Origin of the sequence: Natronorubrum halalkaliphilum, assembly GCF_009834785.1 — an archaeon.
Taxonomy (GTDB): domain Archaea; phylum Halobacteriota; class Halobacteria; order Halobacteriales; family Natrialbaceae; genus Natronorubrum; species Natronorubrum halalkaliphilum.
Genome location: NZ_WUYX01000011.1, coordinates 1 through 24,412, shown reverse-complemented (window position 1 = coordinate 24,412; position 24,412 = coordinate 1). Strand labels below are relative to the sequence as shown.

The following is a 24,412-nucleotide window of genomic DNA, read 5'->3' as shown; positions in this document are numbered from 1 at the left end:
GCAACGTCTTGCAGGGTTGTGGTTGTGCTGGACACACTTTCCACACCCTGCTGCTTCGTACGTGACGCTTTCTATGACACGCTCCCTGATCCAAAAGCCGAGTTAGAGCGTGCAGATGAGATTGAAATGCGTGATGACGTCATTCTCAACGCGGAACGGGACGAGCCATTATTCCCTGTTACCGAATTGAGTGAGGTTCCTGGTGATGATGGGGCGAAAGTTGGGGTGTATGCGTGTGATTTTGAGCGTGGGATGCCGTTCGTGTACGAACACGAGGCGTGGGGATTCATCCGGATCGCGTCGCAACCCGATTATTTTTGTCTGTATCTGAACCGGCCATACCAGCAAGTCCAGTTGATTGGCAAGGTTGCCGAGGTTGTGTCGAAAGACGAGTTTTTCTCACAGCATGATCTGTCCCGTGATCCAGAGGAGATCGCTGATGAGAAGAAGGCGATTCAGTTTGAGTCGATACAGCAACTATCTACCCCGATTTCGCTCGGCGAAGAGTCGAGCCGCATGCAAGGGTTGCTGTATACGACGCTTAGTGACTTACGCAGTGCGTCTACAACTGACGATCTTTGACTCGTCGTATAACCCTGTACGGCCACTTGACGTGCGGTAATCCAGAGAACATGGTTTGGTAATTCTGGTGTTGGGAATGGGGTTAGTACAGACAATCTACTCTCGAACGTGTTTTCTCTTATCCTCGTTCGGCTACGGACAGGTAAAGAGCGTAGTTCTCGGTTTGTTCTCCGGTTTCCTTGTCTTCTGTTTTTTGGAGATTGATTTCGACGCGCCGGCTATAGTCTTCCATGCCGACGATCCACGAGAAGAGTCCCGCAACGGTTTCAATGAACTGGGGATCTCCCGTAACTCGTATTGTCGAGATATCTGTTGGGAACGTGCTTCCGGTAAAGCCGTTCGGCTTTTCCATTGTTGAGACTGGTCAGTAAAGCAGTACTGTTAATCTTGTGTACCTATTGGCAAAGTAGTGGTCTTGGTTAGAATTAGGCTGAGTTGCACCTGATGTAGCCGTGCGGAACAATAGAGCTGGGATGTAACCCGAGATATCGATTCGTTCACATATCATTCAACGCTCTTGTGTAGCTCATTGTTGATGGAGTGCCCTCTTGCGATTGTGCGTTGATTGCGATGAACTGTGTTATCGATCAGAAACCGCTCTACACGTAGATCTCAATCGAGCAGACGAGCAACGCAACTGGATCAACAACTCCTACGGAAGAGCGTTGCCTGATATGGGTACGGATCAGTTTCGCTGAGAAAACCACCAAGTGCGGGTGTGTCGCAGTTTGGGGTATGGGGGGGTTACGAGTGTCCGACGTGCGGGAGAGACGACTTCGACCGCGAGGTTGATATGAAGGCACACCACACGATCGCTCACGGAGAAAGTCTCGTGGGCTCTGACGCTTCGGCGTTTGCTGGTGATGCTCCGGCGTGTCCATCGTGTGGCCGCGATGATTTTGCGAACACGGTCGCTATGCGAGCACACCATACCATCGTCCACGGAGAGCAACTAAGCGACTCAACGCGTAGTACGGACTCGACTCGACAAGTAGTTCTCGACCGCGACGAGTATACCTGCCAACGGTGTGAGGTTGCCGTCTCATCAACGAACGAAGCCGGACCGGACTACAACGTTCACCACATTATCCCTCGAGCAGCCGGTGGTCCCGACCATCCGGATAATCTCATCACACTCTGTACAGATTGTCACACGGAAGTGCATCGAGAGCTGGAAACAATCGTTGATGACCGGCCGGACGTACTCGATACCCTTCGGTCGTTCCTCCGCAATATTTCGGAATAGAGCAGCTAAGATCGGACCGTCGTAGTACCCTATGCTGCCAATACTTATCCGGTACATTCGAGAAGGATAGTGTCATGCCGAAACGATTCTCTCGACGCTCACTTTTAACGGTTGCTGGTGGGATCGCTCTCGCAGGTTGCCTCGATACATTACCAACAGACGACACTGATTCGGGTGATGACGAGTCCGAAGGGGCCACGGATGAATCAGATGCCCAAGACGGCGGTGCCGATGACAGCGTCGGTTTGGGTGCATACGATTTCGAGGTAGATGTTCCTGAGGAGCGGCATGAAGAGGCTCTGGAGACCCTCCTCGAAGGTATCGAGATGCTAAACGGCTCTGAGGAGGGCGACGAACTATACATTGATGGTGAGATCATCAGCTATACTGACGATGGGAATACGGCCCAAATGGTGGTTGAGTACCCCGATAGCTACTCTGACCCGGATGACGATGAGGATCTCAACGAGACGGCGTACGCTGCTGGTGAATTCATCGGTGAACGAATCGTAGTCAGCGTACTTCTCGGCCGATACGCGTACAACGCGGACTCTCGTCCCGAGACCTTTGAGGTCCTCTACATTGAGGACGGGGCTGACGAACCGTTCGAGACGTCAACCTCGACGGCTGAGGAGGCCGCCGAGTTCTACGAAGAGGACGCTGACAGCGCGGACACTTGATTGGGTCTCCGTTGACAATAGTGGCCATAAGTCTGCGAGCACCTCAGCCTGTACCGCTTGGCCGGACTGTCCCTTTCACAATCCTGCACTTGAGTCACGGCTTCAACACTGGTTTTTCAAGGTGATCTCTTCGTCAACAGCGATATTTCGACAAGCGTTTTTTGGATACGCTCCGCAGCATCAACATTCCCGACAGTTCTTGATCTGGTTAGCTTCGAGTACTGGCCGAGCTACCTCCGATCCATCTCTTCTCCAGAACACGTCGCGTGAACCAGGAGTCATCTGATCCGGCCTGATTTGGAAAGGGCATCCCTCACCTCACCCCAAATTTTATCAACTACGCAACCGTTTCAACTAATCGGAATCCCAAGACGGAGGCGACCCGCGTTCAGAAGTGAATCAACTAAGCGGCGAAAATCGAGGGGCACCGGTTTCCTCGAAGGCCGTGAACGGAACTGTTGAGCGCTAAACCTAGCGTTACCGGGTGTCTAAGAACCGTTCAGAAACTGAGTGGGCCAACTCGGATTTGAACCGAGAGCCTCCACCTTATCAGAGTGGCGCTCAACCTGATTGAGCTATTGGCCCGCTTCGCATTCAGTAGTTGCTCGGTGGGATGTTTAAGCGTTTCTTTCTTCAGGGCCCGTGCGAACCGCTACCGAGCGGAGGGGTCGTCTCGGTCGTCGCGCTCGTCGGACTGATCCGAGAGACGATCGTCCTCGAAATCGATCGTGTACGAGTCCTCACTGCGCTCGGCGTCGACGGTGTAATCGTCGGCACCGAGATCGTACGTGCCGCCGTCGGTCGACTCGGACTGAGAATCGTCTCGAGCCCTCCCCATCCCCTCGTCCGGGAAGCCGAAGGTCCAGACCTGACCGCTGGCGAACCCGCCGGTCTTCTTGTCCGCGTAGGGGACGATCACGTACCGTTTGAGGCCGGCCCGAATCGGGATCCGGGTCGGCGGAATCACGAGCAGGAAACCGATAAGGTCCGTGACCAGCCCGGGCGTGAGCAGGAAGGCTCCGGCGGCGATCAGCAGGCCGCCGTCGAGCAGTTCGTTGGTCGGCGGCTTCCCCTGGGCCAGCGACCGCTGCATCTTCCGGATGGTTCGGCGACCCTCGGCACGGACGAGCAACATGCCGACGAGTCCGGTCAAGACGACGAGTAGCACCATCCCCACCCAGCCGATGTACGTCGTCTGACTGACGACGACGGCGAGGATCACCGCGTCGAGAAACGGGATGAGCAACAGCGCAGCAATCCACCGGAGCATGCCCCGATATAGTCAGCCGAGGGTGAAAACGCTTTACGCTCCTGTCTGGTCGGGCAAATGGGACGCCTCGAGCGGGCTGGCGGCCTCGAAACCCCGTAACGGTACGACCCTGAGGATCGAACGAAGGGCTTACGCCCGCGACACTCGAGGCTCCGGTATGGACGATCCGACACGCGTCGAGTGGCGCGAGTGGGGACAGGACGCCTTCGACGAGGCCGCGGAGGCGGACGTTCCGGTGTTGCTCTCGCTCACCGCGACGTGGTGTGACCACTGCCACGAGATGGACGAAGAGACCTACGCGGAGCCCCGGATCGCGGCGAACGTCAACGACAGTTTCGTGCCCGTTCGGGTCGACGTCGACCGGTACCCGCGCGTGCGTGATCGATACAACATGGGCGGCTTTCCGTCGACCGTGTTTCTCGATCCCGAGGGGGCGGTTCTGACCGGCGCGGGCTATCTCGGCCCCGACGGGATGCGCCAGGTCCTGGACAGCGTCCGGACCATGTGGGAGACGAAGGGGAACGATGCCGCACGGATTCCGCGTCCGCTCCGGGAGGACAACCCGCCCGCGGGCGAACTCACAAGCGATATCGAGTCCGCGATGCTCGGGCAACTGACCGAGACCTACGACGAGGTCGCGGGCGGCTGGGGCGAGAGTCCGAAGTTCCCGCTGCCCGACGCCCTCGAGTTCGCGCTCAAACGCGATCGGGAGATGGCGTTGCGTTCGTTCGACGCCGTCAGCGCGAACCTGTTAGACGAGTACGACGGCGGCTTCTACCGGTTCGGGGCTAATCAGGACTGGTCCGGGCTCCAGTACGAGAAGCTGCTGGACTCCAACGGGGCGCTCGTACGGGCGTTTGCAAACGCCTACCTCCACACCGGCAAAGACGAGTACCGCGAACCCGCCGAACGGACGATCGACTATCTCACGACGACGCTGTGGAACGACGACGCCGAGGCCTTCGCGAACAGTCAGGCCCCCGGGGAAGACGACGCGCACACGCTCGATGCGACGGACCGCGCGGGGGCGACCGAACCGCCGGTCGACGGGGGCGTCTTCGCCGGCCCGAACGCGCTGGCGATCGAGGGGCTGTGTACGTACTACGCCTACACCGACGACGAACGCGCTCGGCGATACGCCGAACGCGCACTCGAGACGCTCCGAGACGATCTGCTGGCGGACGGCGTCGTCGTCCACACGCTCGAGGACGGCCCGGCGCGCGACGATAACGGGGACCCGATTCCGCTGCTCACGAACCAGGCACGCGGCCTGGCGGCGCTGACGACGGCGGCGAGCACACTCGAGCCGGCCGTTCTCGAGGACGCGACTGCGGTCGCGGAGACGACGATCGACCGACTGCACGACGAGGATTCGTTCCTCGACGGGCCGGCCGCGGGCGTCGGGCTGCTCGACCGGCCGCTCCGGCCGCTGGATGCGAACGTCGCGTTCGCGGACGGCCTGCTCGAACTGGCCGTCTTGACCGGTGCGGACCGCTACCGCGACCTCGCACGGGAAACGCTCGAGGCGTTCGCCGGTGCGAGCGATCGGTTCGGCGTCCAGATCGCCCGCTACGCGACGGCTGCCGCCCGACTGCTCGAGGGGCCGCTGGTGATCCGCGTCGGCGACGATCCGGGCTCGGACCTCCATCGGGCCGCCCTGCGTCTCGCGGACCACGAGAAGATCGTCGTCCCCGACGCCGCGGACGAACTGGAGCCGGGAACAGCACGAGCGGAACTGGGCGACCGCCTCTCAGCCCCCGCCGAAACTCCCGCAAAGTTGAGCGAACGCGTCCAGGGCATACTCGAGTGACGGTCAGCGCCCGGCTATCGGGCGTCCAGTAACCGCGAGTATCAAACCACCACAGCGTTTATGTTTCTTCGGTTGGTGGCTCACCGTATGGCTAGCCTCAGGGACCTCGGCCTCTCGGAATACGAGGCTCGAGCGTACCGATCCCTCTTAAATACCGGCCCCACAACGGCGAAAGAGTTGTCGCGGGCGAGCGACGTGCCGATGGGGCGGATTTACGACGTGCTAAACAGCATCGAACAGTACAATCTCGTCAGGAGCCAGACCGCGAGCCGGCCGAAGAAGTACGTCGCCGTCGAGCCCGCGACGGCGCTCGATCGACTCCTCGACGACAAGAAACGCGAACTCGAGGAGAAGGCCGATCAGTACGAGTCGATCGTGGACGATCTGGCGGACGAACTCGACGCCGCCGAACCCGTCGAAGATCAGTTCTGGACCGCCGCCGTCGGCCCCGAAGAGACGGTCGATCTCCTCCTCGAGCGACTCGCGGCCGCCGACGATCACATCGTGATGGTGTCGGCCGACCCCACGCCCCAGTGGGATCTCCAGACGGTCAGCGAGGCGGTCAACGCCCAACTCGAGGACGCCCTCGATCGAGGCGTGACCGTCGATCTCCTGTTGGCACGCGAGGTGGTGCCGTCGCTCTCCGAGGAGGTCGGCCGGCGCTACCGAGAAACCTTACAGCAGCGCGACGATTTCGACGTGCGGACCCACGACGACATTTCGGGATCGTTCAACATCATTGACGGCGTCGAGGTGTGCATCCAGGTCCCGAACCCGCTCTCCTCGGGCGAGGCGTTCGGGATGATCGACCTCAAAGATCCGGAGTTCGCCGCGAACGTCCACGACGAGTTCGTTCCGCGCTGGGACGAAGCCGAGCCGCTTCAGTTCTGATCCTCCGGTCTCCCGCCGGTGCTACTGCGGCGAACGGAAGTGAGCGGTTTCCGATTCATCGAGGGCGACGGGGACACCGCTGGCCGCGACGTCGGCGGCGAACGCCCGGGAATCGGCCTCGAGATCGGGGAACGTGTTGTAGTGAATCGGGAGCACGAGGTCGGGGTCGATATCGGCGGCCAGTTCCGCCGCTTCGCTTCGATTCATCGTGAAATTCTTCCCGATCGGCGGCACGAACAGGGACGCTTCGAGCTCCGCGTGGCTATCGAGCACGTCGCTATCCCCGGGCCAGAACACGCTCGTTCCGTCGACGACGAACCGATACCCACAGCCGAAGCCCTCCGGGTGGATCGGCTCGCCGTTCGCATCGACGTTCGACCCGTCGGGATGGTTAAACGCGGAGACGACCTCAAGATCGACGCCCTCGACGATCGCTTCGTCCCCGTAGGCGACGCGCCGTACGTCGTAGGGCAGTGACTCGAGATCGTCGACGTCGCGGCCGCTTTCGCGGATTTCGTCGGCGTTGATGGACTCGTAGGCCACGATCGTCGCGTCGTCGCTTGCAACGCGGCGAATTCCGTCGGAGTCGTAGTGATGGTTGTGGGTCACCAGAACGAGATCGGCGTCGCGCTCGATGTAGTCCCGCCCGCGCGGGTGCGGAACGTCTCGGTCCCACTCGCCGGTCAGCGTCCCGTACCGACCGGGGTCGACGTAGACGACGGTCCCGCTCGCGGACTCGAATCTGGCGGTGGCGTAGCCGAGACACGTGACTGATAGCGCTCCGTGTCGTACTGTCACACGAAATCGTATCCCGGTCGCACGGTTGACATCCTCCCCACCCTGAAGGGCGAGGATTCCCGAGCGTTGGGATATTAAGGTTTGCAACCCACCTGTTCGCTCGGTGCGAAGTGCCCCGAGGTTTGGTTGAACAGGTAGGCTACTGGCCGTGCCAAACGACCGTTACTCATATCCCCAGTTGGAGGATTCTGAGTTATCTTTCTGCGGATGTTCACCGCGCCATTCACGTCTGCGTTCATCACCACGTCGCACGAATCACAGACGTACAATCCACGCTCCACGCGATTCGCGTCCCGCTTCCGGCCACAGCACGAACACGTCTTGCTCGTGTCGCGCTCGCTCTTGCGGTCCACGAGGATACCGTGTTCCTCCGCCTTGTATTCGAGCAACGTGGTGAAGCGGTCGAACTCCCACCCGTGGAGTTTCTTGTTCCCACGGTTACCCCAGTTTCGAGAATCCCCGTTCTCGGCCTCACGAATCTTGCTCAAGTCACCGATGGCGATGCGACCGACCTCGTGGTCGATGCATCGCTCTACAATGTGCTTGGTGAGCGCGTGCAAGAAGTGGTCTTTCCGACGCGAGAGTTTCTGACGAGCGCGAAGCGCACGGCGTGATGGACCGTTCTCGCCTTCCGTATCGTACTCGTCGCGGGTGAAGTAGTGCTTGTCCTGTTTCAGCACGTTTCCGGGGTACAACTCGGCGTCACCGTCGTCGTAGGCGATGGCGAGGTAGTTCTTGATGCCGAGGTCGATTCCAGCAGTGTTGTCGCCGGGGGCGTCCTCGACGGGAATTTCGACCTTGCAGACGAGGTGGAGTTCCCAGCGGTCACCGTTCCACACGGCCCGCACTTGTTGAATGTTCTCCACGGTCACGTCCGGTCGTGTCTCGTACTCCGCGAGGATGAAGTCCGAACGGTGGTTCTTCAGGTTGAATCCCTTGCTCAGGCGGAGTTGGTTGTGCTTAGAATCGTGCTTGATACCCATCTGTTTCCACGTAACGGTGGAGCGTGGGTGGTTGTCTCCTCGCTTTCGGTAGCCGGGTGGATTCGCGTCTGTGTCGCCGTTCTTGCGTTTTTTGAACCAACCGTTGAACGACTCAGCAAGCTCTTCGAGAACTCGCTGACTTGACTGAGAATGTAGGTCACTGTATCGTTCGTGGTCTTTTAATCCGCGCTTGAGGTCGGCTTCCGACGGAATCTCACCGGTTTCATCCCATTCTTGCTGGGTGTGGTAGCGGGCGACGTTCCACAGTTTCGATGCTGAGTGTCCGCACTCGTCGAGGTCGTCACTCACTTGGGGGTGGTTGACGATTTTCGCTCGATAGGTGCGGGTTGTCTCCAGCATCGAACTGTTTCCATAAGAACTTATGGAATATTCTGTATTAAAGATAGTGGTTGAGCGTGGAATATCCAGCCGGGTAGTCATTGGTGGGTAACGTCATCCGGTGACGGCGCGTACCCCCGTCGCAAACGGCGAGGTTTTGCGCCTGTTCACCCCATAGTGGTTCGGTTCGTCAACAGGCGTTGCTGGAATCGACCGGAACGGCGCTTTCGGGGCCGGTCACGCCGGCCGAACGGTTCACGCTCGATCGCTCTCGTTGACTTCCTCGCGCAGGGTCCCCATCTCGACGACGCGATCGGCGTGGGCGTTGTGCTGGTGGATCGACTCGTCGTTTGACTGTTTCATCGTGATCACCGCGTCGTCGGGCAGGTGACCGAACTCGTCGACCGTGCCTTCGGCCAGCGCGCGCACGCAGTCCTCGACAAACTTCGCGTCCGCGTGGGCCGCGTAAGTCATGTGATCCTCGTCCGGCCGCTTCGCGAGGTTGTAGATTCGGGCGCTCATCGAATCGCGGGCGATGTCGATGATGTCGTTCAGGTCGACCTCCGGATCGCCGTTCGATTCGATAGTCAGCGTCGCGTGGCCCCGCTGGGAGTGACCCGGCTGCGGGACTTCCTCCAAGAACTCCGTGATCGTTCCCGCTTCGACGCCGAGATCCTCGAGGGTCTGCTTTGCGCGGGCGGCGGACATCCCCTGCGAGCAGGGGCAGACGGTCATGCCGGTGACTTCCGCGCCGATCTCCTCACGGGTGCCCTCCTCGGTCGCGGTGGCGGAGGCGATGATGTCGACCGTGTGTTGGGTCTCGCGGTCGCTTGCGGGCGTCTGTTCGCGGCGCATGAACTCCGCTTCCATCGAGACCTTCGCGGTCGAGGTGTAGTCGTGTTTCTCGAGGAGCCGTTCCGCGGCGTCGCCACAGACCTCTTCGACGCGGTAGGCCTCCTCGCGGGTCGCGTCCTCGAGGATTTCGTCGATGACCTCCATGTTGCGGCTCATGTCCGCGCCCTTGCGCCAGGCGGGAAGATCGACGAAGACCTCGAACTCGGCCGTGAGCACGATCGGGCGTTTACCCTCGCGGGCGAGTTTGACGAGTTTGTCGACGCCGGTGACGCCGACCTGACTCAGGCCGACGGTGACGTCGGGCGACGTTGCCTGCACGTCCGGGAGCTGGTGACTCATTGTCCGCATTCGGGGAAGGGGGCGATTCAACCTTTCGGAAGGCGTAGTTTGGCGTCTCCGGAGGACGAACCGACTCGAGAATCGATGCTGACGCGGCCGAAACCAGTGGTCTGTGGTGTGAGGAGGAGATGGTTCTCCTCTCGGCGTTCTTTAAGTGCCTCTGGTCACAAGGTGGAGCTATGACGGGAGGCCGGTTCTCTTTGCGTTCGATTCTCGATAGCGATGGCTGGGGCTTGAGAACGGATACCCTCTCGTCGACGGCGAACGTCCTTTAAGTACCTCTGGTCACAAGGTGTAGATACGACGGGAGGACGGTCGGTTCTCACGAATAATAGTTCACCAGCGTTGCGTCCGGCGCGGTCAGCGCAGTACGTCGGTCTTTCAGTTCGTCCGATACGGTCTACTGTAACGAATTACCGGTTGGAACCGTAGGACGGGTCGCGGTCCCGCCGGTACTGACTTCCAGCGGTCCGTATGAAGCGCGCTTCCCGCCCAGTCGATGATCGAACTACGTCGCCCATCGATTCTTTAAGTGCTTCTGGTCACAAGGTGGAGCTATGTCGGGAGGTCGACGTTCTCGAGCATATAACTCTACCAGCGGCAGTTCTCTCCGACGACTGGCTCACCTCCGGACATCGACAGCCGGCGTTCTTTAAGTGCTTCTGGTCACAAGGTAAAGCTACGAAGGGCATTCGGGCATGGTCCGCCCACTTTTCCGCACGCTACGTCTCGAGCGACAGCGATGACCGTAACTGCCGTTCCGGATCACGTTCACGAAACCGTCGACGACCTGCTGGAGGCGATCGAGCGCGATCGCGACGTGCGCGTCGCGCTGGCGGTCGCCCGCGGTAGCCACGCCTGGGGCGCGGCGAGTCCCGACAGCGACTACGACGTCGGTTTCGTCTTCGCGCCGAACGATCTGCGTCGGTACGCCCACCTCGAGGGGGTCGAGGGGACCATTCTCGAGGAGGCGGGCGAGATCGAACTGCAGGGCTGGGATGTTCGCACGTTCGCGGGCCTGCTCGCGGAGTCCAACGACGGCGCGATCGATCTGCTCAGGAGTCCGATCCGCTACCGAGTCGCCTTCGATCCGGACGACCTCGGCGCGTACATCGAGCGGACGTACAATCCGATGGAACTGTACCACGCCTGTCGGGGCATCGCGGCGAGCAACTACCGGAAGTACCTCTCGCACCATCTGGTTCGCAACGACGACGAGCTCTTTCCGATCGTCGACGCTCGCGAGGGCGCGTACGTCGTCGAGACTGCCGAGGGAACGACGACGGTCCCGGCCGACGACGAGCGCTTTACTGAAACGCAGACGAAACCGACGGTGAAACGCAATCTACTGATCTATCGCGCCGCGATGTCGGCACGGTACCTGAAAGCCACGGGGGAACGCGACGGACACGATCTGCCGGTGCTCGAGTTCGAGCGGTTCCTGACCGCACAGGCCCCGGCCATCTTCGATTCGACGCGAATCGACCGCGCCCGCGAGTTACTCGAGCGGAAACGGGCGGGGGAGGGAGCCGCTACTGTCGGCGACGCCGTCGGCCGCGACTTTGCACACCCGCCGAAAGAGATCGATCCGCTGGTACACGCACGCGATGGACCCGCTGTCGAACGAATGGACGCGTTCATCGACGACCTGATCGCTGCGGTTCGATAGCCGCTCGGTACGGGTATCCGCCATCCCGTCCGTTCTTTAAGTGCTTTTGGTCATAAGGTGAAGCTACGACGGGAGAACGCCGCTTCTCGAGGAACAACCGACCGATCAGCCACCGGTATCGGAAACGGACTCGATAATTCGGTGTGGTACCGGCCGCTGTTCGAGTGTCAGATCGCCAACAGAAACGACGTTCTCGCGTCGGTTCGTCGGTCGAGAGCCGAAGCAGCCGTTTTTCTTTAAGTACTTCTGGTCACAAGGTGAAGCTACGAGGAGCTTTTCACGGCGTCACCGTTGACGAGCAGCGGCGCTATCCGTCAGACGGGTACAGAACCTGTTATCGGGACTGTCAGTCTCTGTGACCGATGGTTCGATACGAGCGAGCCTTTTTCCGTCTGCCTGTCTGACCGGGACGTAATGAGAGACGACGGTGCTGAACCCGGTCCGGGCGCCGATCAGACTGTGGCCGTCGGCGACAGCCCGAAATCCGCCCACGAATCCGAGCGACGCCTCGAGACGCGGCCCGGCTCCGGGGCGCTCTCCCGGGCGGACGTCCAGCGCGATTCGACCGTTCGGCGATGGGGCGTCGTTACACCGAGTGCGACCGTCATCGGCCGCGCGGAGTCGCCCGAATCGGATCTCTCCGACAGCGTTCGCCGACTCCACGACGAACAACACGGGGCGACGCCGGGTTACAGCGAGCGCGCCCACCGGCTCGATCGGTTGCGCACGACCCAGGCGCTGTGTAACGCCCTCGACCTGACGCCGTGGCAACGGGACCTCGCGCTCGGCGTCATGGACGAGATCGACCTGACGGAGTTCGGTAGCCAGCGAGCCATCCCGAAGGTGGCGCTGGTGGCCATCCGCCACGTCGTCGACCTCGACCGGCAGGCGTACTTCGGTCTCGACGATATCGACGCCCAGGCGCTGTCGGCCGAGCGAATGGACGAACTGTTCGGCCAGTACCGCGCCCACGATATCACCGACGAGGAGACGTTCAAGCGCCTCGCCGCCGAGTACGGACTGGATACGACGAGCCTGAATCGCCTCCGCCGCGTCCTCAAAGACCAACTCGAGGACGACCTCCCGGCCTACGGTCGGAACCCGTACCGGGATCCGAACCTTCCGGACGCGACCGGAACGAACGACGACGACGGGGAGGCGAGCGCGACAGCGGGCGCGGACGCGAACGGAAGCTGATCGTTCCCGGCTCCGTTCAATGACGAGGAGAGTGCCGGTTGCCGTCGACTTTTCCGTTCCCCAGCCCTACGGAGGCCATGTCCGATTCAACCGACCGACTCGAGCTCTACGCCGACTACGTCTGCCCGTTCTGTTACCTGGGAAAACGATCGCTCGAGCAGTATCGGGAGACCCGTGAGGAGTCGCTCGAAGTCGACTGGCGGCCGTTCGATCTCCGGAGCGGCAAGCGGAATCCGGACGGCTCGATCGACCACGACGCCGACGACGGGAAGGACGACCAGTACTTCGAGCAGGCGAAACAGAACGTCCGTCGGCTACAGAAAGAGTACGACGTCGAAATGGCCCAGGAGATCGCGACCGACGTCGACTCGCTGCCGGCCCAGCAGGCGTCGTGGTACGTCAAACAGGAGTATCCCGACCGGTGGGAGACGTTCGACGACGCGATCTACACGGCGCTCTGGCAGGACGGTCGTGACATCGGCGACAGCGACGTGCTGACGACGATCGCGGACGACGTCGGCCTTCCGGTCGACGAGATTCGCTCGGCGATCGACGACGACGGGCTCCGGACCGAACTCGAGGATCGATTCTCCAGCGCCCAGCGGCGCGGAATCACGGGCGTCCCGACGTTCATCGCCGGAGAGCAGGTCGCCCGTGGGGCCGTGCCACCGACGCAGCTCGAGGCCTTGCTCGAGAGCACGAGCACGGGCACGGACGCGGAACCGGGTGCGAGACGGTAACGGCGCGGTCAGTCCAATTTCTCGAGGTTCGTAGCGAACTTCCCTCGCGGGCCGACGAGCCGAACGGGATCGGCGGCGATCGAAACGTCGACCGTCGCGGGCGGCTCGAGTCGGCGTCGGTTGCGGCCGTCGCTGATCACGAAGGCCGTGTCGGCGTTCGAAATCGCGAGCGTGAGGTCGGTCCCCGGATCGACGACCAGCGGCGGCATCGCGTCGGCGGCGGCCATCTGGTTGACGACGAGCGCGTCCGTTCCCGGATGAACGAGCGGTCCGCCTTCGCTCAGATTGTACGCGGTCGACCCGGTCGGCGTCGCCACGAGAACGCCGTCGGCGTGACTCTCGGCGTAGCGCTCGCCGTCGACCGCGATCTCGACGGTCGCGCCGCCGCCGTGTCCCCGACGCGGGCCGTGGACGACGATTTCGTTGAGCGCGGGCTCGAGCGTCCAGTCGGCGTCGGGCGTCGTCGCCTCGAGGCGAGCGAGTTCGCGGCCCTCGAAGCGACCGGCCGCACGGTAGTCCGCGACGAGGTCGGTAACGACCGAGACGGCATCCTCGGGTGCGACGGCGTTGAGAAAGCCGACTTCACCGAGGTTCACCCCGAGGATCGGCGTCGGACCGACCTCGCGAGCGACGAACAACAGCGTTCCGTCGCCGCCGATACTCACGACGAGATCCCGATCGGTCATCGAAGCGACCGGGACGGCGGTCGCGTCGACCGCTTCACCCGTCGCTTCGTCGATGACGACCGTCGCATCCGGGTTTTCCACACCGGCTCCAGCCGTCACCTCCTCGCTAGCTGTCTCTTCAACATCGGCCATGATTGCATCTTCCCCATCGCGTGCGCCCTCGAGAGCTTCGACCAGCCTCGCGGCGAGTGCCTGTGCCCGCTCGTTGTCGCGCTGAGCGACGATGCCGACGGCGACCTCCATCGTCGCCGCCTACCCGCCCCGCAATCAAAAACCCACGCGTCGGTCGGCGGCCGGTCCGACACGTTATGCGCGTCGTGATTCCGGCGACCGTCTCGAGAACGGCCGGTTCCCGTCGCGGCCGATTCACGTTCGTTGTCGGAGTCTGTCGTGTTCGGATTCCGCAGATCGGCCGATCGAACGCAGTAAGAGCGCGTTATGTCTCGTTCGCTGTCCATACTTTTGCGGGTATCACCGCAACCAACGGTATGGCTCACCGGACGAGGGCCGATGACCCACTTCCTCGAGGGACAGTCGCGGCGTCCCGTGGAACGCCCACTGAAGCGTTCGACGGCGATGCCGAGGTGAACAGCGCCGAGATCGTCACCGGGACGGTTGCGCTCGAGCCGTCCGAAACCGTCGATCGTGCCGTCGGTGTCGCGGAGCAGTTCTCGCTCGGACGGGACCGCCACGAGACGATCGACCGTATCGTACCGGGCTCTGACCTCACCCGGACTGGTTCTCGATGACCGCTATCGACGCCGCCATCGTCTTCGGGATGAGTCTCCTCGTCGGCACAGTCGCGATCGTCGTCGGCGTCCGACTGCTCCTGGATCGGGACGCCGGCATCGCCACCGCGGCGATGACCGCGCTCGTCGGCGCAGCCGTCTGGGCGGGGGCGAGCTACCTCGTCGGCTGGATACCGTTACTCGGCGTTGTGTTGATGCTCGTGACCTGGATCGGGGTGATCAACTGGTTCTATCCCGGCGGCTGGGGAACGGCAGCCGGGATCGGCATCGTCGCCTGGCTCGTCGCGGTCGGCCTCGTGTCCGTAGCCGCACAGTTCGGCGTCGTCACTCCGGAGGTCCTCGGCGTTCCGGGACTCTGATGCCAGCGTACCGGCCGACGTCGCTCGATGCAGCCTCGCTGATTCCGGTCACAGATCGGGTGCGGGCCGGTATTCCCACGCGTAGGGAACGGGAGCAATCACTTAGGTATCCGACTCGAGTTTCTCACCGAGGCCCCAATGTACGATACAGTCCTCGTTCCCACTGACGGAAGCGACCACACAGCAGTCGTCGCCGAACACGCAGCAGACATCGCAGCGACGAGATCCGCGACGGTGCACGTCCTGTCGGTCGTCGACGACCGTGCCTTTCTGGTCCTCGACGACGACCGCGTCGAAGCCATCCGCGGGGACCTCCGTGAGAACGCCCACGAGGCGGTCGACGGCGTTGCAACGGAGCTGATAGATCACGGTCTCGACGTCGAGACAGCCATCGACGCGGGCCACCCCGCCGAGTGTATCAGCGAGTACGCCGACGACCACGACATCGATCTGATCGTGATGGGAACGAGCGGTGACCAGTACGAGAGTAACGTCGTCGGCAGCGTCTCCCAACGAGTCGTCCGGCAGGCATCCGTCCCCGTCCTGACGGTCGGACCGGATGTCGGCCGCTGATACTGCCGGACAGAACTATTCGAAGATCGGTCGCGCTACTGCGGCCGTTATCGCCGAGGACGGCCGCGAATTCGCCACCGACTTCTCAATGACTTCTGCCCGATAGTATGAATCCGCGGCCGACCGCTCGAACGCTCGCTGTTTGCCGTCCCCGTTTCCGGCCATCGACCACCTATATTGATATGTAACCTCTCGCTAGTAGGGATAGCATGCGTCGTTCGCTCGTCGTCGCCGCCGCGTTGCTCGCACTCTCCGCCCTCTTCGTCGGCGGGCCGTCGCTGTTGTTCTCGCCGGCGACCGAAGACGTCGCCCCCGACGAAACGGAGGTGACGCCGCGGATGACCGCGCTCGAGGACTCCGAAAGCGAGTTCTGGCGGTTTCTCAGCCCGGCGGAGCGCTTCCAGCAGCGCAGCCCGCTCAACGTGATCGTCCGCGGCGACACCGACGATATCCTCCGAGCGATGACCGAGGAAGCCGACGGGGAATGGGAGGAGATGGAGGCGGTCGAAGCCGAGTACGAGGACAACGAGACGGTCTTCCAGGAGCAGGATTTCCTCGAGGAGCACGACCGGCACGCAACGGGCATCGAGTGGGGTGACGCCCACGGAACGACGCGCTACGCCTACGTCGATCCGGGAACCGGTGAGGACGCGTACTGGACCACGGAGTCCGCCCAGCTCGAGGACGGCGACTACTACGGACAGCGGTATCACATCCGCCTCTACGAGAGCCCTCACCCGGACGACCAGTGGGTCGTCATGCAGGGCCACACCGAACACTTCGACTGGTTTACGCTCCGTCACCGCGTCGACGGCGTCGAAGCCGCCCAGACGAAGATCGAGTCGGACTTCATGGAGCATCCGCGGGTCGACGTCGAACAGGACGTCCGCCGGGTCTATCTCGGCAACGAAGGCCCCTCCGATGCGAACGGCTGGGCGACGGTCGTCGATCTTACGGGGATGGTCGTGCTGCCCGCAGGCGTGGGTCTCGCGGCTCGCAAGCGGTCCAGGTCGGCCGGGAGCGCCGTGAGTGAGCAGCGCGATTCCGAACGCGTCTCCGAACACGCGCCCGAGGCCATCGACGACCACCTGACTGACGTCGACCGCCGCCGGATCGCAGCCGCCTACGATCGCATCGAGGCCGGCCACATCATCCTCTTCTTTACCATCCTCGCGCTGTTCCTCGGCGTGCGGATGGGCGGCCTCCTCTTCGAGCGACGGGTCGGGTTCATGACGCCACACATGATCGCCGCGGCGCTGTATCCGGTGATCGCCGTCGGCATCCCGGTCGCAACCTACGCTATCGCCGGCACGCTCACGCGACGACTCGACGCCGCGATCGTCGCCGCGGGCTCACTCGCCGTCGCGATCTGGCTCGATTACGGCCTGCTCGGCGTGGATTCGCTGCCCGTCGACGTCGTCTTCCAGCGAATGCTCGTCGTCGTCGCACTGGGTCTGATCGCCGGCGGCGCGGCGAAACGGGCGACTCGAGACAGCCGATTCAACGACATGCTGATCGCGGGCATCACGATGTGGGTGGTCGTCCTCGGCGGGACCCTGCTCGGCTACTTCTGACCGGCTACCGATCTCGAGGCAGGAACAGTTCAGTTACTCTCGTCTCGTGTCGTCTCACCTCCCCTCCTCGAGCGAAAGCGTCGGCTCCCGACCGGTCTCGCGACGGAGAGCGCTCGAGCGGCGGTGACGACGGCGCGACGGTTCGGTTCGATTTCGGCGCATCCGCCGCGAAGCGGAGCTGCATACGCCTCCGCTGGGAGAATGACACTGTATGCCACGGATTCCGCGGTGCGAGATCGAGAGCGACCGGTCCGAGAACGGAAACTGACTTCAGCACTGGCCGAATTTCGCCAAGCCCTTAAGCCGCTGGGCCTCCGATGTTATCTCGAAATGGCTAGTTCCACCCGCCAGCGTCAACGTGATTCTGAAACAGAGGAGAAAACACAGGAAACGGACAACGAGCGGGTGTGTGACGAGTGCGAGACGGGAACGCTCGTCAAAAGCGAGGACCAGGGCGAACTCGTCTGTGACGAATGTGGCCTGATCGTCGAGGGGACGAACATCGACCGCGGGCCGGAATGGCGCGCGTTCAACCACTCCGAGCGACAGAACAAGTCCCGCGTCGGCGCGCCGACGACCCAGACGATGCACGACAAGGGGCTGACGACCTCGATCGACTGGAAGAACCAGGACGCCTACGGACGGTCGCTCTCCTCGGACAAACGGAACCAGATGCGCCGCCTGCGAAAGTGGCAGGAACGCATCCGTACCAAAGACGCCGGCGAGCGCAACCTCCAGTTCGCCCTCTCCGAGACCGACCGGATGGCCTCCTCGCTCGGAATCCCCCGATCCGTCCGCGAGGTCGCCTGCGTCATGTACCGGCGGGCCCTCGACGAGGACCTCATCCGCGGCCGATCGATCGAAGGCGTCGCGACCAGCACGCTCTACGCCGCCTGTCGGATGGAGGGGATTCCGCGGTCACTCGAGGAGGTCGCCGCCGTCTCCCGGGTCGACCGCAAGGAGATCGGCCGCACCTATCGCTACGTCGCCCAGGAACTGGGCCTCGAGATGAAGCCGGTCAACCCGAAGCAGTACGTCCCGCGATTTTCTTCGGAACTCGAACTCTCCGAAGAGGTGCAGGTCAAAGCCAACGAGATCATCGACACGACGACCGAGAAGGGACTCCTCTCGGGGAAGTCGCCGACCGGCTACGCCGCGGCCGCGATCTACGCGGCCTCGCTGCTCTGTAACGAGAAGAAGACCCAGCGCGAGGTCGCCGACGTCGCGCAGGTGACCGAAGTCACCATTCGAAACCGGTACCAGGAACAGATCGAAGCGATGGGCATTCACGAGTAGCTGTCGACACGCTCGAGCGGAATTGGTCGCCGGCCCGGACGGGAGCCCGCGAATCGGTGTCGCTTCCCGATATCGATCTGGGAACGTCACTGTATTGTTCGTCGTCTGCATCTGCCTCGCCGTCAGCACTCGGTATCAGGCACAGTAAACGTAAAAAGTAGTGTCACAAGAGTCGTTACTGATTCTCGGATCCCTTCTGGAGAACGAATGCGCTGACCGGGAGTTGAACCCGGGCTATGAGCTTGGGAAGCTCATGTCCTCCCACTAGACCACCAGCGCACTGCACTCGTTTCGGTCGTTTGTGCCCTGTGAATCGCAAATCCGATGGATTTGCTCACCACCAGCGCACTGCATCCACTGAACGTACCGGTCGTTTCCACTTCAACGTAGCGTTCCCACATAGGTCCGCCACAGACAACAGGCGGAGAACCGAACACTCGTCCACTTTCTACCCGTGAGGGGAGGCTATTAGGACGGGCCACCCGTACCGATACTCATGCCTACGCTCGACCTTCGTTTCTCGGAGGAAGAACTTGAACACCGTCGCGACCACCTTACGGAGTTCATCCGCGAACAAGTCGACGCCGCGGGTGCTGAGGGGACCGTTCTCGGCCTCTCCGGCGGCATCGACAGCACGCTCACGGCCTACCTCGCCGTCGACGCGCTCGGAGCCGAGAACGTCCACGGACTCGTCCTGCCATCGACCGTCAGCAGCGACGAAAACATGAGCGACGCCGAACGCGTCGCCCAGATGCTCGAGATTAGCTACGACGTCATCGAAGTCGAGCCCGTCATCGATGCGCTGCTCGCGGCGTATCCCGAAGCCGAGGGCGACCGCGTGGCTGTCGGCAACGCTCGAGCGCGCGTTCGCGGAGTCCTGAACTATCTCGTCGCGAACCACGAAGATCGGCTAGTGTTGGGGACCGGAAATCGCAGCGAGGCCGCGGTCGGCTACTTTACCAAGTACGGCGACGGCGCGGTCGACTGTCACCCGATCGGGAACCTCTACAAGGCGCAGGTCCGCCAACTCGCCCGACACGTGGGCGTGCCGGAGGAGCTCGCCGCGAAGACACCCACCGCGGAGCTGTGGGCCGACCAGACGGACGAGGACGAGATGGGCATGGATTACGAGACGCTCGATTCGATCCTCGCGACCCACATCGACGGTCCACTGTCGGTCGCCGCAACGGCTCGAGAACTCGAGGTCGACGCGGCGACCGTCGACAAAGTCCGCGGGATGTACGAGGGCAGCGAGCACAAGCGACGAGTGCCGCCAGCGCCGGAGCCGCTGGACTAACCGCTCCCCACTCCCAGACTATCCCGCGCGCGAGCGCCACTCGTCCTCGAGGAGCCCGTACCAGTAGACGTCCTGAAACTCGCCGTCGATGAACTCGCCGTCGCGGTGGACGCCCTCCCGCGTGAATCCGACCGACTCGAGCAGCCCCTGTGAAGCCTCGTTGAACTCGAAGACGCGAGCGGAGAGCTTGTGCAGGCCAAGCTGGTCGAAGCCGTAGGCGACGAGCCGTTCCGCCGCGTCGCTGCCGTATCCTTGCTGGTGGTGATCGGCTGCGATCCAGTAGCCGAGTTCCGCCCGTCGCGACTCCCACTGGATCGAGTTGAGACCGATCGTCCCGACCGGTTCCGAATCGGCGACGATCAGCAGCTGTACCGTGTCGTCGTTACAGACGACGTTCTCGAAGAACTCCTGTTCCTGAGCCCCGTTGATCGGTCTCGAGCGACCGATCGCCCGCCAGATCCGCGGCTCGTTGATCTCGCGCTGCAGAAAGTCGAGGTCGTCTTCCTCGATCGGTCGCAGGTCGACGCGGCCGCCGGAGAGAAATACCGTCTCAGACATTGGTCGTGAGTCTCACCCTGCGGTTAAAGCAGTTGGGTTACGAACACGTTTCGTCTCACTGCAGTGCACAGCACCTCACTCGAGGACGCTGTCGATATCGTCGGCGTGGGCCGCAACGAGGTCACCGAACGCCTGCGCCTCGAGTCGCTCCTGGGTTGCCCGCTCGCGGTCGTCTCGGATCCGGCGTTTCAGGACGGCCATCGCGTCGGTCGCGTTCGCGGCGATCGACTCCGCGACGGTCCGCGGCTCCTCCTCGAGTCGCGATATCAGTCCCATCCGCAACGCCTCCTCGGCGTCGACGGTCCGACCCGAAAGCGCGAACTCGAGGGCGTCGCCCTCGCCCAGCACGCGCGGGAGGCGAACGGTCCCGCCCCAGGCACCGAACAGGCCGAAGGTGACCCCAGGTTCGCCGTAGGTCGAGTCGGGCGTCCCGACGCGGACGTCGCAGGCGAGCGCGAGCTCGAGGCCGCCGCCGCGAGCGGGGCCGTCGATACCGGCCACGACGACCGCCGGCGATTCCTCGATGGTCCGGGCGACGCGCTGGCCCAGGCGAGCGAACTCGCCAGCTCGCTCGCGGTCGCCATCGAGGTCGCTGACGGCGGCGAGGTCCGCACCCGCACAGAACGCGGGGCCACGCCCCTGCAAGTAGATCACCGACGCCTCGGCGTCGTCGATCGCCGTCTCGAGGTCCGCGAGACCCTCGACGGTCAGGGCGTTACGCGCTTCGGGACGGGCGAGCGTCACAGTCCGAATCGATCGGGTAGCGTCGGTCTCGACGTCGATCATGTACGCCAGTCTACCGGACGTTTCCAAAGGTCTTTGGCTCCGCCGTCGTAAGCCACTGCCAATGGAAAAGGCCGACAGCTGTCGGCGTGCCGCCCACGAAGCCGTCGCGGACGTCGACCCCCCACAGTTGTACGATCTCATCGAAACCACGCTCAACGAGGCTTCGATGGTTCCCGGCGTCCTCACCATCGAGAGCGCCGTAGCGACGACCGCCGACGAGCGTTCCGTTCTCGACCGCGACGCCAACCGAACCCGAGGCCACGAGCCCGTATCGAACGGCGATAGCGATCGTGCTCTCGAGACCGAGCCCGACGCCGATGCCGCCGTTGATCCCGATCCGGACCCTAACCCCGACCCCGAACCCAACCTCGGCCCCGACGCGGACGCAATCGCCACACAGGCCGCCGGCGTCCAACTCATCTACGAGGGGCTGCGACTGACGCGATCGCTCGCCCACGACGAACCGTGGGCCGCCGATGCTGACAGCACCGGCGACAGCAACGCCGGCGACCTCGAAATCCTCGCCGCCGACATCCTCGTTGCCCGCGGGTTCTACCTGCTCGCTCGGACCGACGCCGCCGGAAAGGCGGTGCGAACGGTGCAGGCGTTCGGCCGCGACCAGACCCGCCGCACCGCGGTCGCAAACGGCGAAAGCCCTGCGGACTCGAGCGGTTCCGAACTCGATTCCGCCGCCATCGACGCCAACCTCGAGCGGGACATCCTCGAACTCGCCGTCCTCACGGGCACCGCCGCGGTCGGCACCAGCACCTCCCCGCGACTGCTCGCCACCGTCGACGCGATTGCCGACGCCGTTGGCACCTCGTTCCCGCCAGCCTCGGAGTGTCTCACCGATCTCGAGCCGACGCTCTCGGAGCACTCCCCAGAGGATTACACGACCGATCGAGCGACGTCCGCGACGGATCACTGAGACGTCTGCCGTCCCGATTTCTCGCTGTCATCGCTGTCATCTCCCGGTTGCGCCGATAATGGCTTCCAGCACCGTAGGAGACAACTCCAACCGCGACAGGCGGACCCACGCCCGGTGGCGAATCGAAAGCCATAAAGACGTCTCGAGACAACGGTAGAATGCGTGCCTGGGTAGCTTAGCGGTAAAGCGCGTCCTTGGTAAGGACGAGAGCCCGGATTCAAATTCCGGCCTAGGCTTTCTCATCTGTCACGGATCGCACTCCGAGTGTAATCTTTTTTGTCGAACCCCTCGACCCGTGACCGGTTTCACGAATCCTGTCGAATACGGAGCGCGAATGTGGACTGAAAGCAGTCAGGAGCCGCGGTCCAAATAGTTATAGGCAATCTTACCTTTCCTCGAACTGTGGAGACACTCTTCGTCGTCGCGGTGGGGTTATTTATCGCAACCAACATCGATATACTGCTCGTCGTCGTCGCCTTCTGTCTAGATGAGGATTACGCCACCGTCGAAGTGCTACTCGGCTACTGTGGGGGGTATCTTGTCGGGATCGGTGGGGCCGTGTTCGGTGCGTTCGTCGTGACCGGCGTGCTACAGCGCTGGACGTTCCTGCTTGGGTGCATCCCGATCGGAATGGGGCTGTGGGGACTATTTCGGCGCGAACCCGACCCAGAGGGCGACGAACTCCAAGTGACCCCGGGATCGAGGGGTCGGGTCTGGGTCGTCACCGTAACAGCGATCGCCCTGAACGGTGAGAACTTAGCGGTCTATATCCCGTTTTTCGTCGGCCTCACACCGGAGCAACTCCTCGCAGTGGTAGTCGTCTACACCATCGGCGCCAGCGTCTTGTTCCTCGTTGCGGTTCTGGTCACTCGCCTCACACGTGATCTCCCGCATCCAGCGTGGATCGATAGGTGGCTCGTCCCAACGGTGCTGATCTTCGTCGGCAGTTACGTCATCGTTTCCGGCTGGATCGCTGTCTGAGTTCCACAGGAAACGAGTCCCGCGATGTACACATTGCGTTCCAATTCACGGATCTACCGCGGGTCCAGCCGCTCCACCGTGTGGCAGATTTGCTCTGGATTCAGCACGCAGTTTCTGACAGACTCCGAGTCGAACGTCCAGTCGCCGCTGGATACAGGGCACGAATGCGCATGCACAGAGGGAGCAACCATTGCGAGAGGCTGAACGCTCAGTACAGGTCAAACAGATAACGGACTCACGTCTCAGACTATTGCCGTCGAATCACTTGTCACTGAGTATTCATTTCGCACCCAGAATAATAAGGCCGACCATCAACGGCCCAAACAACCGTCCGTGGGGAAGAGGTTCAACATCAGCCGCTACAGCGGCGATATATGCTGGAGGAATAAGCATTGCCAGCAATATCAGAACTGCGCCGGTCTTCGATGAATCAACCATTCATATGCTCCCTATCATCGATCAGATTAGAGAGATTCCTGAATGTTACGTCCGCACACTCAGTTACCGAATTGTCTGTTTCAGTTTCAGGTGTGAGATTGAATAAAGAAATCGTGCTACTATCTACTGTTATTGAACGGCCATCCTGCGTGTTCGGGATTGCCGAGCATGTCTGACCAATAGTAAAAGAGTAAGATAAGAACTGCCATTAGAAACCCGTATAGAATACCAGATACGAAGGAGTCACTGAAGAGATAATCGACGAGTCCTATTGCTGTTGATAAAGTCAATATGAGTGTGATTGACTGCTTGAAGGCAAGTGCAGTATTTATCTCAGCCATTATTGGATAACACTATTCTGCCATGTATATTCTCTTCGACGTTCAATTTGCACGTGCAGTGAGCGGATAGTTCACCGCTTTCGGTGTGAAACAAACCGAATTGTCGTGCCGCATCCATTCCCTCTATTCAGCAGGCACCGGCTGACAAAATCTCAGTCGATCACATCGGGTTAGAGTGAGTGTCTGCTTGGATGTGGTGTGAAGCCTACACAAGCAGACAGTGTGATAGAGGAAGAGCATCTGCTTAATTTTGTCGTCAACAGCCTCGGTGACGATCTTCCGATTGACCTCGGAGAGAACGTCGAGGTAACGACGGAGACGTTGTACGAGGTCCTCGCCGGCGCCAGCGCCGGCGGGACCTCGATCGGCTCCATTGAATCGCCATACGGCGTCGGATTTCACTGTTGAACGGCACGCTTGATATTGTAAACGAGACACATCAGCACG

Annotated in this window: 24 protein-coding genes, 3 tRNA genes and 2 pseudogenes; 18 read left to right on the top strand and 11 right to left on the bottom strand. The window is 62.0% G+C overall.

Annotation, left to right across the window (positions count from 1 at the left end):
• Positions 1–582, top strand: a pseudogene (locus GS429_RS02470) (hypothetical protein); the annotation flags it as partial.
• Positions 583–700: 118 nt separating this feature from the next.
• On the opposite strand, the gene GS429_RS02465 reads toward GS429_RS02470, so the two are convergent.
• Positions 701–934: a hypothetical protein gene (locus GS429_RS02465; protein ID WP_160062401.1), complete on the bottom strand. Its 234-nt coding sequence runs from the start codon at positions 932–934 to the stop codon at positions 701–703.
• Positions 935–1,375: 441 nt separating this feature from the next.
• Here GS429_RS02465 and GS429_RS22570 point away from each other — a divergent pair, with 441 nt between their 5' ends.
• Positions 1,376–1,828, top strand: a complete 453-nt coding sequence (locus GS429_RS22570; RefSeq protein WP_425438173.1) for an HNH endonuclease — start codon at positions 1,376–1,378, stop codon at positions 1,826–1,828.
• 74 nt (positions 1,829–1,902) lie between these two features.
• Positions 1,903–2,508 (top strand): hypothetical protein, encoded by a 606-nt coding sequence (locus tag GS429_RS02455; RefSeq protein WP_160062397.1) that lies wholly within the window; start codon positions 1,903–1,905, stop codon positions 2,506–2,508.
• 511 nt (positions 2,509–3,019) lie between these two features.
• Here the strand turns inward: GS429_RS02455 and GS429_RS02450 are convergent.
• Together GS429_RS02450 and GS429_RS02445 are read right to left on the bottom strand one after the other, a co-directional pair.
• Positions 3,020–3,093, bottom strand: a tRNA-Ile gene (locus GS429_RS02450).
• A 67-nt stretch (positions 3,094–3,160) separates the two neighbouring features.
• Entirely contained in the window at positions 3,161–3,778 is a 618-nt protein-coding gene (locus GS429_RS02445) for an FxsA family protein (protein ID WP_160062395.1), read from the bottom strand.
• A gap of 157 nt (positions 3,779–3,935) precedes the next feature.
• Between GS429_RS02445 and GS429_RS02440 the strand changes: the two genes are divergently transcribed.
• Together GS429_RS02440 and GS429_RS02435 are read left to right on the top strand one after the other, a co-directional pair.
• The gene (locus GS429_RS02440) at positions 3,936–5,588 is read left to right on the top strand and encodes a DUF255 domain-containing protein (protein ID WP_160062393.1); all 1,653 of its coding nucleotides are present in this window, start codon (positions 3,936–3,938) and stop codon (positions 5,586–5,588) included.
• A gap of 87 nt (positions 5,589–5,675) precedes the next feature.
• A complete protein-coding gene (locus GS429_RS02435; protein WP_160062391.1) occupies positions 5,676–6,479 on the top strand; it encodes a TrmB family transcriptional regulator in 804 nt (267 codons plus the stop codon).
• 21 nt (positions 6,480–6,500) lie between these two features.
• On the opposite strand, the gene GS429_RS02430 is transcribed toward GS429_RS02435, so the two are convergent.
• The 3 genes from GS429_RS02430 to mptA all read right to left on the bottom strand — a co-directional run bounded on the left by GS429_RS02430 (position 6,501) and on the right by mptA (position 9,793).
• Positions 6,501–7,277 carry an MBL fold metallo-hydrolase gene (locus GS429_RS02430; protein ID WP_328821203.1) on the bottom strand — a complete coding sequence of 259 codons (777 nt, stop codon included), beginning with the start codon at positions 7,275–7,277 and terminating at the stop codon, positions 6,501–6,503.
• 74 nt (positions 7,278–7,351) lie between these two features.
• Positions 7,352–8,620, bottom strand: coding sequence for an RNA-guided endonuclease InsQ/TnpB family protein (locus GS429_RS02425; RefSeq protein ID WP_160062407.1), 1,269 nt, complete (start codon positions 8,618–8,620; stop codon positions 7,352–7,354).
• Between the two features lie 234 nt (positions 8,621–8,854).
• Positions 8,855–9,793, bottom strand: coding sequence for a GTP cyclohydrolase MptA (gene mptA / locus GS429_RS02420; protein WP_160062387.1), 939 nt, complete (start codon positions 9,791–9,793; stop codon positions 8,855–8,857).
• 742 nt (positions 9,794–10,535) lie between these two features.
• Here mptA and GS429_RS02415 point away from each other — a divergent pair.
• The 3 genes from GS429_RS02415 to GS429_RS02405 all read left to right on the top strand — a co-directional run bounded on the left by GS429_RS02415 (position 10,536) and on the right by GS429_RS02405 (position 13,399).
• Positions 10,536–11,462: a nucleotidyltransferase domain-containing protein gene (locus GS429_RS02415; protein WP_160062385.1), complete on the top strand. Its 927-nt coding sequence runs from the start codon at positions 10,536–10,538 to the stop codon at positions 11,460–11,462.
• A 414-nt stretch (positions 11,463–11,876) separates the two neighbouring features.
• Positions 11,877–12,659, top strand: coding sequence for a DNA-directed RNA polymerase subunit epsilon (locus GS429_RS02410; RefSeq protein ID WP_160062383.1), 783 nt, complete (start codon positions 11,877–11,879; stop codon positions 12,657–12,659).
• 77 nt (positions 12,660–12,736) lie between these two features.
• A complete protein-coding gene (locus GS429_RS02405) occupies positions 12,737–13,399 on the top strand; it encodes a DsbA family oxidoreductase (RefSeq protein WP_160062381.1) in 663 nt (220 codons plus the stop codon).
• An 8-nt stretch (positions 13,400–13,407) separates the two neighbouring features.
• Here the strand turns inward: GS429_RS02405 and GS429_RS02400 are convergent, their stop codons facing one another.
• Complete coding sequence (locus GS429_RS02400; protein ID WP_160062379.1) at positions 13,408–14,328, bottom strand: NAD(+)/NADH kinase; 921 nt, start codon at positions 14,326–14,328, stop codon at positions 13,408–13,410.
• A 245-nt stretch (positions 14,329–14,573) separates the two neighbouring features.
• Here GS429_RS02400 and GS429_RS02395 point away from each other — a divergent pair, with 245 nt between their 5' ends.
• The 5 genes from GS429_RS02395 to GS429_RS02375 all read left to right on the top strand — a co-directional run bounded on the left by GS429_RS02395 (position 14,574) and on the right by GS429_RS02375 (position 18,636).
• A complete protein-coding gene (locus GS429_RS02395; protein WP_160062377.1) occupies positions 14,574–14,834 on the top strand; it encodes an amphi-Trp domain-containing protein in 261 nt (86 codons plus the stop codon).
• Positions 14,831–15,193 (top strand): hypothetical protein, encoded by a 363-nt coding sequence (locus GS429_RS02390; RefSeq protein ID WP_160062375.1) that lies wholly within the window; start codon positions 14,831–14,833, stop codon positions 15,191–15,193. Before GS429_RS02395 ends, GS429_RS02390 begins: the two co-directional genes overlap by 4 nt.
• 138 nt (positions 15,194–15,331) lie before the next feature.
• The gene (locus GS429_RS02385; protein WP_160062373.1) at positions 15,332–15,766 is read left to right on the top strand and encodes a universal stress protein; all 435 of its coding nucleotides are present in this window, start codon (positions 15,332–15,334) and stop codon (positions 15,764–15,766) included.
• A gap of 209 nt (positions 15,767–15,975) precedes the next feature.
• The gene (locus GS429_RS02380; protein WP_160062371.1) at positions 15,976–17,340 is read left to right on the top strand and encodes a hypothetical protein; all 1,365 of its coding nucleotides are present in this window, start codon (positions 15,976–15,978) and stop codon (positions 17,338–17,340) included.
• 330 nt (positions 17,341–17,670) lie between these two features.
• Positions 17,671–18,636: a transcription initiation factor IIB gene (locus tag GS429_RS02375; protein WP_160062369.1), complete on the top strand. Its 966-nt coding sequence runs from the start codon at positions 17,671–17,673 to the stop codon at positions 18,634–18,636.
• A gap of 208 nt (positions 18,637–18,844) precedes the next feature.
• Here GS429_RS02375 and GS429_RS02370 read toward each other — a convergent pair.
• Positions 18,845–18,915: transfer RNA gene (locus tag GS429_RS02370), tRNA-Gly, on the bottom strand.
• Between the two features lie 217 nt (positions 18,916–19,132).
• On the opposite strand from GS429_RS02370, the gene GS429_RS02365 reads away from it, so the two are divergent.
• Positions 19,133–19,933 (top strand): NAD+ synthase, encoded by an 801-nt coding sequence (locus GS429_RS02365; RefSeq protein WP_160062367.1) that lies wholly within the window; start codon positions 19,133–19,135, stop codon positions 19,931–19,933.
• A gap of 18 nt (positions 19,934–19,951) precedes the next feature.
• Here GS429_RS02365 and GS429_RS02360 read toward each other — a convergent pair whose 3' ends face one another.
• Together GS429_RS02360 and GS429_RS02355 are read right to left on the bottom strand one after the other, a co-directional pair.
• On the bottom strand, positions 19,952–20,491 hold the full coding sequence (locus tag GS429_RS02360; protein ID WP_160062365.1) for a GNAT family N-acetyltransferase: 540 nt from the start codon (positions 20,489–20,491) through the stop codon (positions 19,952–19,954).
• 75 nt (positions 20,492–20,566) lie between these two features.
• The gene (locus GS429_RS02355; RefSeq protein ID WP_160062363.1) at positions 20,567–21,277 is read right to left on the bottom strand and encodes an enoyl-CoA hydratase/isomerase family protein; all 711 of its coding nucleotides are present in this window, start codon (positions 21,275–21,277) and stop codon (positions 20,567–20,569) included.
• Positions 21,278–21,338: 61 nt separating this feature from the next.
• Here GS429_RS02355 and GS429_RS02350 point away from each other — a divergent pair, with 61 nt between their 5' ends.
• The 3 genes from GS429_RS02350 (at position 21,339) to GS429_RS02340 (ending at position 23,186) form a co-directional block, all read left to right on the top strand.
• Complete coding sequence (locus GS429_RS02350) at positions 21,339–22,205, top strand: DUF7114 family protein (protein WP_160062361.1); 867 nt, start codon at positions 21,339–21,341, stop codon at positions 22,203–22,205.
• Positions 22,206–22,369: 164 nt separating this feature from the next.
• Positions 22,370–22,441 (top strand) — tRNA-Thr (locus GS429_RS02345).
• A gap of 166 nt (positions 22,442–22,607) precedes the next feature.
• On the top strand, positions 22,608–23,186 hold the full coding sequence (locus tag GS429_RS02340; RefSeq protein WP_328821202.1) for a cadmium resistance transporter: 579 nt from the start codon (positions 22,608–22,610) through the stop codon (positions 23,184–23,186).
• A gap of 279 nt (positions 23,187–23,465) precedes the next feature.
• Here GS429_RS02340 and GS429_RS02335 read toward each other — a convergent pair whose 3' ends face one another.
• On the bottom strand, positions 23,466–23,624 hold the full coding sequence (locus GS429_RS02335) for a hypothetical protein (protein WP_160062359.1): 159 nt from the start codon (positions 23,622–23,624) through the stop codon (positions 23,466–23,468).
• A gap of 539 nt (positions 23,625–24,163) precedes the next feature.
• Here GS429_RS02335 and GS429_RS02330 point away from each other — a divergent pair.
• Positions 24,164–24,340 (top strand): annotated as a pseudogene (locus GS429_RS02330) (ISH3 family transposase); the annotation flags it as partial.
• Positions 24,341–24,412 lie beyond the last annotated feature (72 nt).